Annotated in this window: 7 protein-coding genes and 1 other RNA gene; 5 read left to right on the top strand and 3 right to left on the bottom strand. The window is 38.3% G+C overall.

All coding sequences use genetic code 11. The features are described 5' to 3' along the window. Positions 1-411: hypothetical protein (locus AOB46_RS20625; RefSeq protein ID WP_206542267.1), on the top strand; the 411-nt coding region annotated here is incomplete at its 5' end. Between the two features lie 53 nt (positions 412-464). Further along, positions 465-1,001, top strand: coding sequence for a hypothetical protein (locus AOB46_RS20620; RefSeq protein WP_062702947.1), 537 nt, complete (start codon positions 465-467; stop codon positions 999-1,001). A gap of 199 nt (positions 1,002-1,200) precedes the next feature. Here AOB46_RS20620 and rnpB read toward each other — a convergent pair. Continuing rightward, an RNA gene (gene rnpB, locus AOB46_RS20615) (RNase P RNA component class A) lies at positions 1,201-1,525 on the bottom strand. A 199-nt stretch (positions 1,526-1,724) separates the two neighbouring features. On the opposite strand from rnpB, the gene AOB46_RS20610 reads away from it, so the two are divergent. The 3 genes from AOB46_RS20610 to AOB46_RS20600 are packed head-to-tail and all read left to right on the top strand — an operon-like array spanning position 1,725 to position 4,569. Then, the gene (locus tag AOB46_RS20610) at positions 1,725-2,216 is read left to right on the top strand and encodes an RNA polymerase sigma factor (RefSeq protein WP_062702945.1); all 492 of its coding nucleotides are present in this window, start codon (positions 1,725-1,727) and stop codon (positions 2,214-2,216) included. Next, positions 2,209-2,883 carry a beta-carotene 15,15'-monooxygenase gene (locus AOB46_RS20605; protein ID WP_062702943.1) on the top strand — a complete coding sequence of 225 codons (675 nt, stop codon included), beginning with the start codon at positions 2,209-2,211 and terminating at the stop codon, positions 2,881-2,883. Before AOB46_RS20610 ends, AOB46_RS20605 begins: the two co-directional genes overlap by 8 nt. Positions 2,884-2,943: 60 nt before the next feature. Continuing rightward, positions 2,944-4,569 (top strand): AMP-binding protein, encoded by a 1,626-nt coding sequence (locus AOB46_RS20600; RefSeq protein WP_062702941.1) that lies wholly within the window; start codon positions 2,944-2,946, stop codon positions 4,567-4,569. Positions 4,570-4,900: 331 nt separating this feature from the next. Here the strand turns inward: AOB46_RS20600 and rpoN are convergent, their stop codons facing one another. Continuing rightward, positions 4,901-6,364: an RNA polymerase factor sigma-54 gene (rpoN, locus tag AOB46_RS20595; RefSeq protein ID WP_062702939.1), complete on the bottom strand. Its 1,464-nt coding sequence runs from the start codon at positions 6,362-6,364 to the stop codon at positions 4,901-4,903. 159 nt (positions 6,365-6,523) lie between these two features. Beyond that, a complete protein-coding gene (asnS, locus tag AOB46_RS20590; RefSeq protein ID WP_062702937.1) occupies positions 6,524-7,972 on the bottom strand; it encodes an asparagine--tRNA ligase in 1,449 nt (482 codons plus the stop codon). Positions 7,973-8,575: the final 603 nt, after the last annotated feature.

The raw sequence follows: 8,575 nt of genomic DNA, 5'->3' as shown, positions 1-8,575 counted from the left end.
GTTTTAAACAATTATACTTACATCTTAATTACTATGAAAAAATATTTTCTAATGGCGGCTTTTGCCACTTTAACGCTGATCTCCTGTAACAATGAAAATAATGCTGTAGATACCATGGAGAGCATGAAAACTCCGCAGATGGAAAACTTCGACAAAGCTTTTAAAAGTCTGGGTGATCCACAAAACAGACCTACGGAAGAGGAAAAAAAAAGAAACACTTCTGAGCTGAGTGACAGAAGAAAAGCGCTTCTGGTACCCGCTTCCAAAGAACTGATCCTTTCCACTGGCGTAACTGAGGCCGAACTGATGAGAAAAACAGGCGGTGATATGAGCCAGATCATTGTCTGGGCCACCCAGATCTATATGAAGAAAAGCGACGAAATCCGTAAGAACATTAAATCTGAAAAGTAATATCTGCTTATAACACATCAGCTAAACATTAACTCTAAAATCCATTAAATACTATGAAAAAATTAACCATTATACTCAGCATAGCAGCAGGTATATCTGCTTCAGCACAATCAACTCCTTTACAGGTAAATAATTATAATCCTGATTATATTGCAGTGGGCAGACTGATGACCAAAAGTGCAACTCCCTACAGCCCTTATATGTATGCAATCGGCACCTACCCTTCTACCAATTATACCATCCCTATTAATGGTTACAGCTACTACGAACATTTTGATACTACCGGAACAGCTAACATCCCGATCCTCTATTGGAATTATGGCGATCCTTTAAACCCGGCCAATTCAAACACTTACCCTTACAATCACCCTCTTATTACTGCTGTAAACTCTATTGATGAATGGGAAGGTTATGCTTTCAGTCTCAGGGATAGCAACGGGCAATCTGTAGATTCTTTTGAGGTGGGTGATCCTGTACTTTCTGCAGGCTTTTTGCAGCCCAACCAGAGCGGGGTTAACACACCATCTTTTGCGGAATGGTTTACTATAAGCTCCGGTGCAGGTAATATTACCTATCTTCAGATTTATTAACCGGGACTATACATTCAAGGGTATGAAGAAAATTCCGGCATTATCAGGCTGTTGCAAATTGTATTCACAATAGATCTTAAATTCATTTTTCTGGCTGCCATAAGATGCAGACCAGCTTACATAAGGCCGGAATCAGTTCCGGTCTTTTTTTAAAGCTGACAATCTGAAAAGGAAGGTATTTAGGAATTGTTCCAGGAAAAATACGAGAAAATCTGTAAGCCGGATTCTGTACTTCCGAAGAAGTGCCTGTTATTTATCTGCGTTTTACATTGCTGCAAAACTTGAGCTGATTACCCCTCGGCTTTCAGGACGAGCCGCCCCTATTTTCATTGCTGAAAAGAACCGATATACTTATCATTGCACCACAAAGAGTTTACCTGGTTTCACTACAGCCGAACTGTACCTGCTTTCTGTTGCACTTGTCCTACCCTCACGGGTGACGGATGTTATCCGCTTTGCTGCTCTACGGTGTCCGGACTTTCCTACCTCCCGTAAAACGGGAAATCAACAAGCCGATTTTCTCGCGGAGGCAAAGATACGGGATAATTTGAAAAATGCAGCTATGTGTTCATTCGAAAATTAAATTAAAAACATAGAAAATGCCTCTTCCGTTTCAATGCATTGATTTAAGCAGCCAGCCAGATGTAATCAAATTTTCAAATAAACTCATTTTCAAATTAATAATTTACCGCATTATTATTATCTTCGTGCCATTATAAATTTATGAGTTCGAGAGAAAAAGAATTTGCGCAGCTTATTAAGGATAATCAGGGACTGATTATTAAGGTTTCGCGTTTGTATACCAATTCTCTCGAAGATGAAGAAGATCTTTTTCAGGAAATTGTTCTCCAGCTTTGGAGAAGTTATGATTCCTTTAAAGGAAATTCTAAAATCTCTACATGGATGTACCGTGTAGCCCTTAATACAGCCATTACCCTTTTCCGGAAAAAAAGCAAAAGTCTCCCTACCAATGAACTGGACATCAACCATAAGGATTTTGTGGAAGATGACGATGAAAAACAGCAGCAGATCTCGCTCCTGTACACCGTGATTAAGACGTTACCGAATGTAGAAAGAGCAATTGTAATGATGTATCTTGACGACCTGCCCTATAAGGATATTGCAGAAAACCTCGGGATCACCGAGGTCAATGCCCGTGTGAAAATGAACAGATTAAAGAAAACCCTTAAAGAACAGATGGAAAAATATGCCTGATTTTGATTTAGACAGCTTTAAGAAAACATGGCAGGAGCAGCCTGTTCAGCCAAAATACAACAGTGATGAGATTCTTCAGATGCTGAACAGAAAATCACGTAATTATGTGAAATATATTTTCTGGATCAGTGTTGTTGAACTTTTATTCTTTTCTGTACTTGGATTATTTTATTTTTTCCAGGGCGATGAATCTGACAGCTTCCGTAAAATTCTCGAAAAACTGGGAGCACAGGAATCCCCTGAGCTGGAAAACAATTTCGATCTTGCGTATTTAGCTATTAAGGTCATCAGCCTTCTGATCACCGCTTATTTTGTCCTGAAATTCTACCAGAATTACCGCAAAATAAAAATTGAAGAAAACCTTAAAGGATTGATTATCAGAATTATTAAGTTTAAAAAGACCGTAAATGCTTTTATCCTGATCAGTATTGCTATTCTTGTGGCTTTCACTCTGGTTTTCACCGCGTTTCTCTTCTATATTCTGAATTCCCAGAATATACAGCCTTCCAATTCCAACCTTACCATCGTTATTGTAGGAACTATTGTAAGTACGGTTTTGTGTGTTCTGCTGATCTGGCTTTATTACAGGCTTGTTTATGGGATTATCATCCGGAAACTCGACAAGAATTTAAAACAGCTTAAAGACATAGATTCTCAGGAAAATTAACCGGTACAGGCTTATAATTCAGGATTTATTCATTAATTTTATTCTGCCAAATCTTGAATTATGTCATTATCTTATGTTTATGGGACTTCCGGAACTCCGTTATTGGGACAGACTATCGGGGGAAATCTTAAAAACACCGTTGAAAAATATCCGCTTCAGGAAGCCTTGGTCTGTGTTCATCAGGGATACAGAGCAACCTATCAGGAATTTTATAACCAGACCACTGCCGTTGCAAAAGCACTGATCTTTCTGGGAGCAAAAGCCGGAGACAGGATTGGTATATGGTCTTCCAACCGCTATGAATGGGTTCTTCTACAATATGCCACTGCCCGCATCGGAACCATTCTGGTGAATATTAATCCGGCATACAGAACACATGAACTAACCTACGTAATTAACCAGTCTGAAATACGTTTTATCTTTTCTTCATTAAGCTTTAAAACCAGCAATTATAAAGAAATGGTAGAATATGCCAAAGAAGTGTGCCCTTCTCTGGAACACGAAATATTTTTCGATGATAACTGGGATGATTTTCTGAATAACGGGCAGGATATTTCAGACGATACCCTTCACAGCTTTGAAGAGCATGTACAGTTTGATGATCCGGTCAATATCCAGTATACTTCCGGAACTACAGGTTTTCCGAAAGGAGTAACACTTTCGCACCATAATATCCTGAATAATGGCTATTTTATCGGCATCCGTCTGAAATATTCATCAAAAGACCGGGTCTGTATTCCTGTTCCGTTTTATCACTGCTTCGGAATGGTAATCGGTAATATCTGCTGTACTGCCCATGGTGCCTGTATGGTTATTCCCAATGACAGCTTTGATCCTGAGCTTACTTTAAAAACAGTTTCCGATGAAAAATGCACCTCTTTATATGGTGTTCCTACCATGTTTATTGCAGAACTTGCTGTAAAAGACTTTGCCACCTATGATTTTTCAAGCCTGAGAACGGGAGTTATGGCAGGTTCAGTGTGTCCTCCGGAGATCATGAAAAAGGTAGAAAGCCTGATGAACATCAAAGAAATGAGCATCTGTTACGGAATGACAGAAACCTCACCCGTTTCTACACAGACCCTGATCGGTACTCCTTTAGAAAAGCAGGTAAGCACCGTAGGAACTGTTCAGGATCATCTTGAAATAAAAATCATTGATGAAAATGGAAAAATCCTGAACCGGGGCGAACATGGTGAACTCTGTACCAGAGGCTATTCTGTTATGCTGAAATACTGGAATGATCCGGAAAATACCAGAAAAGTTCTGGATGATGCCCGATGGATGCATACCGGAGATATGGCTGTAATGGATAATGACGGCTACATCACCATTTCCGGAAGAATCAAAGACCTGATTATCCGCGGCGGTGAAAATATTTCTCCTAAAGAAATTGAAGACTTTTTATATACCTATCCCAATATCCTCGATGTGCAGATTATTGGAGTACCCAGTGAAAAATTCGGAGAAGAGGTTATGGCGTGGATCAAAGTCCGGAAAGGTTTTGAGGTGACCGAATCCGAGCTCCTGGAATACTGTAAAGGGAGAATCGCCCATTATAAAGTTCCTAAATACTGGAAGTTTGTGGATGAGTTCCCTATGACCATCTCAGGGAAAATACGAAAGGTTGAGATGCGGGAGATTTCGGTGAAAGAACTGGGTCTGGATGGCTTAAAACGTTCATAAAACCTTATAATCTTCTATAATGCTGAAATCTACATAGGTTTTGGCTAAAGCTTATGGATTATTTTCTATTATTCAGGCGGACTAAAGTCCGCCGCTATTGAATAAATCCTGCAGATTATATAGTACTGCTGACCCGGCAGATTGTTCAGATTTTTTTATTCAATGATAAACAAATATGAAAACCGAAGTTCAACTGCCGAAAATCGCCGATTATTCCGGAGCGCTTAGCAACTAAAAAGCCATTGCGGCATTGTGCTTACAAAATATCTTATCAACTTAGAAATCGGGATCAAAAAATAAAGGCTGTCTTCTGAGGACAGCCTTGTATATTTTAGAGTTCTTTTCTTAATCTCGCTACCGGAATATTGAGTTGTTCACGGTATTTGGCGATGGTTCTTCGGGCAATGTTGTATCCCTGTTCTTTAAGAATCACTACCAGCGCATCATCTGTAAGCGGTTTTCTCTTATTCTCTTTATCAATAACCTCCTGAAGGTGGGTTTTAATTTCTTTGGTAGAAACTTCTTCACCGTCATCATTAGTAAGACTGTCTGAGAAAAGGTCTTTCAGATAAACAATTCCGTTCGGTGTATCGGCATATTTGCTTTTCACCACTCTTGAAATGGTAGAAATATCGAATCCTGTAATGTCTGCAACGTCTTTCAGAATCATTGGTTTAAGAGATTTCTCATCTCCGGTAATAAAATAATCCTTCTGGAACTTTACAATAGCTGTAATGGTCTGAAGCAGGGTATTCTGGCGCTGATTAATTGCATCAATATACCATTTGGCTGCATCCAGTTTTTGTTTGATGAACAGTGCAGCCTGCTTATGTTCGGAAGAGTTTTTATCGTGTGAATAAGTTGTCAGAATATCTTTGTATTCTTCAGAAACCCTTAAAGTAGGTGCATTTTTGCTGTTGAGCATAGGAATTACCTGTCCGTCTTTCACCTGAATTACAAAATCCGGAATAATTTCCTGATTGATTGTAATGGTCTGGGTGTCAAAGTTTCCTCCTACTTTCGGAGATAATTTGGATATTTCTTCCAGGGCATCTTTAAGATCTTCTTCTTCAATATCATATTTCTGGATGATCTTATTGTAATGCTTGTTGGTAAGAGCATCAAACTGATGTCTCAGAATATTGGCAGCCAGTGAAACAGCCTTATCGGAGCTTACTTTCTTTTCAATCTGAAGCAGAAGGCACTCCTGAAGTCCGCGTGCCCCTACGCCCGGCGGATCCAGTTTCTGAACATAGTTTTCCAGAATATCATCTACTTTTTCTTTGGTGGTATAGATTCCCTGTGAAAATGCAAGATCATCAACAATAGATTTTATTTCTCTTCTAAGGTAACCATCCGTATCAAGGTTTCCGATGATATATTCTGCAATTTTCAGGTCTTCTTCACTGATGTTAATCAGATGAATCTGCTCCATCAGATAGTCATAGAGCGATTGTCCTTCTGTCAGAAGGCTTTCGTTATCAAATTCCTCATCATCCGGAGAATAGTTGCTGGATGCTGTTTTATAGCTGGGTTCGTCGTCGTATAGATACTCGTTAACATCAAAATCTGTTTCAATGCTTTCCGTACCTTCATCCTGATAGGCGTCTTCCAGAGAAGAGTAATCATCTTCTTTAGAATCTTCTTTTACAATTTCCAAAGCAGGATTCTCCTCAAGCTCTCTTTCCAGCTCCTCTTCAAATTCCAGGGTATGCAGCTGTATAAGCTTCATCAGCTGTATCTGCTGAGGCGCAAGCTTCTGTCCTAATTTGAGTTGTAAGTGTTGTTTAAGCATATTAGTATTTGTGTTTTAACATAACATATTCCACGAATTTAATAAATTTATTTGATAAAAAACACCCTTAGCATGATTTTTGCTGTATACTTTTCTACATAATAAACTATAAAAAAATAAAAAAGCCTTAATTTTTACGTTAAGGCTTTTTTTATTGTTCTAGAATTCAGCATTCTTCGGTGTTCTTGGGAAAGGAATTACGTCTCTGATATTCGTCATTCCTGTTACGAAAAGAATAAGTCTTTCCAGCCCCAGACCGAAACCTGCATGCGGTACAGAACCGAATTTACGGGTATCAAGATACCACCAAAGCTCATGCTCATCTACATGCATATCTGCCATTTTCTGTTTTAATACATCTAATCTGGCCTCTCTTTCGGAACCTCCGATGATTTCTCCGATTCCCGGGAAAAGAACGTCCATTGCCGCAACGGTCTTGTTGTCATCGTTCAGTTTCATATAGAATGCCTTGATCTCCTTAGGATAGTCAAATAATACTACCGGACACTCAAAGTGTTTTTCTACAAGGTATCTTTCGTGCTCAGACTGAAGATCTGTTCCCCATTTTTCAACAGGATACACAAATTTTCCTTTTTTATTTTCTTTGGAGTTCAAAAGGATCTCAATAGCTTCTGTATAGCTTACACGCTTGAAACGCTTGGCAATTACATTCTGAAGTTTTTCTATCAGTCCTTCTTTTGCTCTTTCTTTCTCCGGTTTTGATTTCTGTTCTTCTTCAAAACGCTTATCCAGGAATTCAAGATCGTCTTTACAGTTATCAAGAACATACTGGATCACATATTTCAGGAAGTCTTCTGCCAGATCAATGTTGTCTTCAAGGTTGTTGAAAGCTACCTCCGGTTCAATCATCCAGAACTCGGCAAGGTGTCTCGTGGTGTTTGAGTTTTCTGCACGGAATGTAGGTCCGAATGTGTAGATTCTTCCTAATCCCATCGCTGCAGTTTCTCCTTCAAGCTGACCGGAAACCGTTAGGTTAGTTTTTTTACCGAAGAAATCCTGAGAGAAATCAATTTCACCCTCTTCCGTTCTCGGCATGTTGTTAAGATCAAAGTTGGTTACCCCGAACATTTCCCCTGCTCCTTCAGCATCTGCTCCTGTAATAACCGGAGTGTTGATATAGAAGAACTGGTTCTTGTTAAAGAATGAATGGATGGCAAAACTTACCGCGTGACGGATTCTGAAAACAGCCCCGAATACATTGGTTCTGAACCTTAAATGCGCCTGCTCACGAAGCTTTTCCAGACTGTGCTTTTTAGGCTGAAGAATGGTACTCTGCAATTCTTCTGTAAAGTTATCTCCTAAAATAATGATCTTTTTAGCGATAATCTCCACCGTTTGCCCTGCTCCCTGACTTTCCACCACTTCTCCTACAACTTTAAGGGATGAAGCCGTGCTGATCTTTTTGATAAGCTCTTCGTCAAAATTTTCAAAATCAACAACAATCTGCAAATTATTAATCGTAGAACCATCATTTAGTGCAATAAAGCGGTTAGAACGGAATGCTCTTACCCATCCGTAAACTGTAATGTCATGATGTAATACTTTCTTGTAATCCTGTAGGATTTCTTTAATCGTTTGCTTTTTCATTGGTTGATGATAAATTTTTGTATAAAAATTAATGACTGCAAAGTTACAAAAAAACAGCGCAACTTAATGATTGCGCTGTCTTTAAAAAATCATTTAAGAAGCATTTAAACTTTCAGTTCAGAAAAATCACTTTTTAATCTGTTAGTTTTTCTTGATTTTCGGATTTAATTTCACTTTAATACCGCACTGAACTGTTATAAAACCCTCATTAACCTGAAGCCACATCACATCACTTTAAATAAATCTGTCTGAGTTTTCATGGAATAGTTTTTAATAAATGGTTATTAGTTTTTAAAATTCAGATTAATGTTTAAACCGTCATCCAAATCATTTTTACATTTCATTTCCACATTTAAAATGCATCTATGGATTGAAGGTTTGGTTTTTATTTAAGCTCCTTAAATGATTACTGCTTGCATATCAATCTTTAAACAATTATGTCATTACATTATTTCAGATTCTGTTTTCTATCTTCAAAATAAAATATTGTGTCTTTACCTGAAACAAAGATGCAGTAAAGCAGGTTGATTATGCAAGCAGATAGTTTATAGATTCATAAATTTATAGGGATAAAATCATGAATTTATAAACAATAAAACACTG

It is taken from the genome of Chryseobacterium indologenes, from assembly GCF_001295265.1.
Classification (GTDB): Bacteria; Bacteroidota; Bacteroidia; order Flavobacteriales; family Weeksellaceae; genus Chryseobacterium; species Chryseobacterium indologenes_A.
Note: the sequence above shows the minus strand (reverse complement) of the source record. Positions and strands in the feature narration are given on the sequence as shown.

Bases quoted from the DNA above. Each gene is read 5' to 3' on its own strand.
- AOB46_RS20620 (WP_062702947.1), top strand. From the start codon at position 465: ATGAAAAAATTAACCATTATACTCAGCATAGCAGCAGGTATATCTGCT.
- AOB46_RS20610 (WP_062702945.1), top strand. From the start codon at position 1,725: ATGAGTTCGAGAGAAAAAGAATTTGCGCAGCTTATTAAGGATAATCAG.
- AOB46_RS20605 (WP_062702943.1), top strand. From the start codon at position 2,209: ATGCCTGATTTTGATTTAGACAGCTTTAAGAAAACATGGCAGGAGCAG.
- AOB46_RS20600 (WP_062702941.1), top strand. From the start codon at position 2,944: ATGTCATTATCTTATGTTTATGGGACTTCCGGAACTCCGTTATTGGGA.
- rpoN (WP_062702939.1), bottom strand. From the start codon at position 6,364: ATGCTTAAACAACACTTACAACTCAAATTAGGACAGAAGCTTGCGCCT.
- asnS (WP_062702937.1), bottom strand. From the start codon at position 7,972: ATGAAAAAGCAAACGATTAAAGAAATCCTACAGGATTACAAGAAAGTA.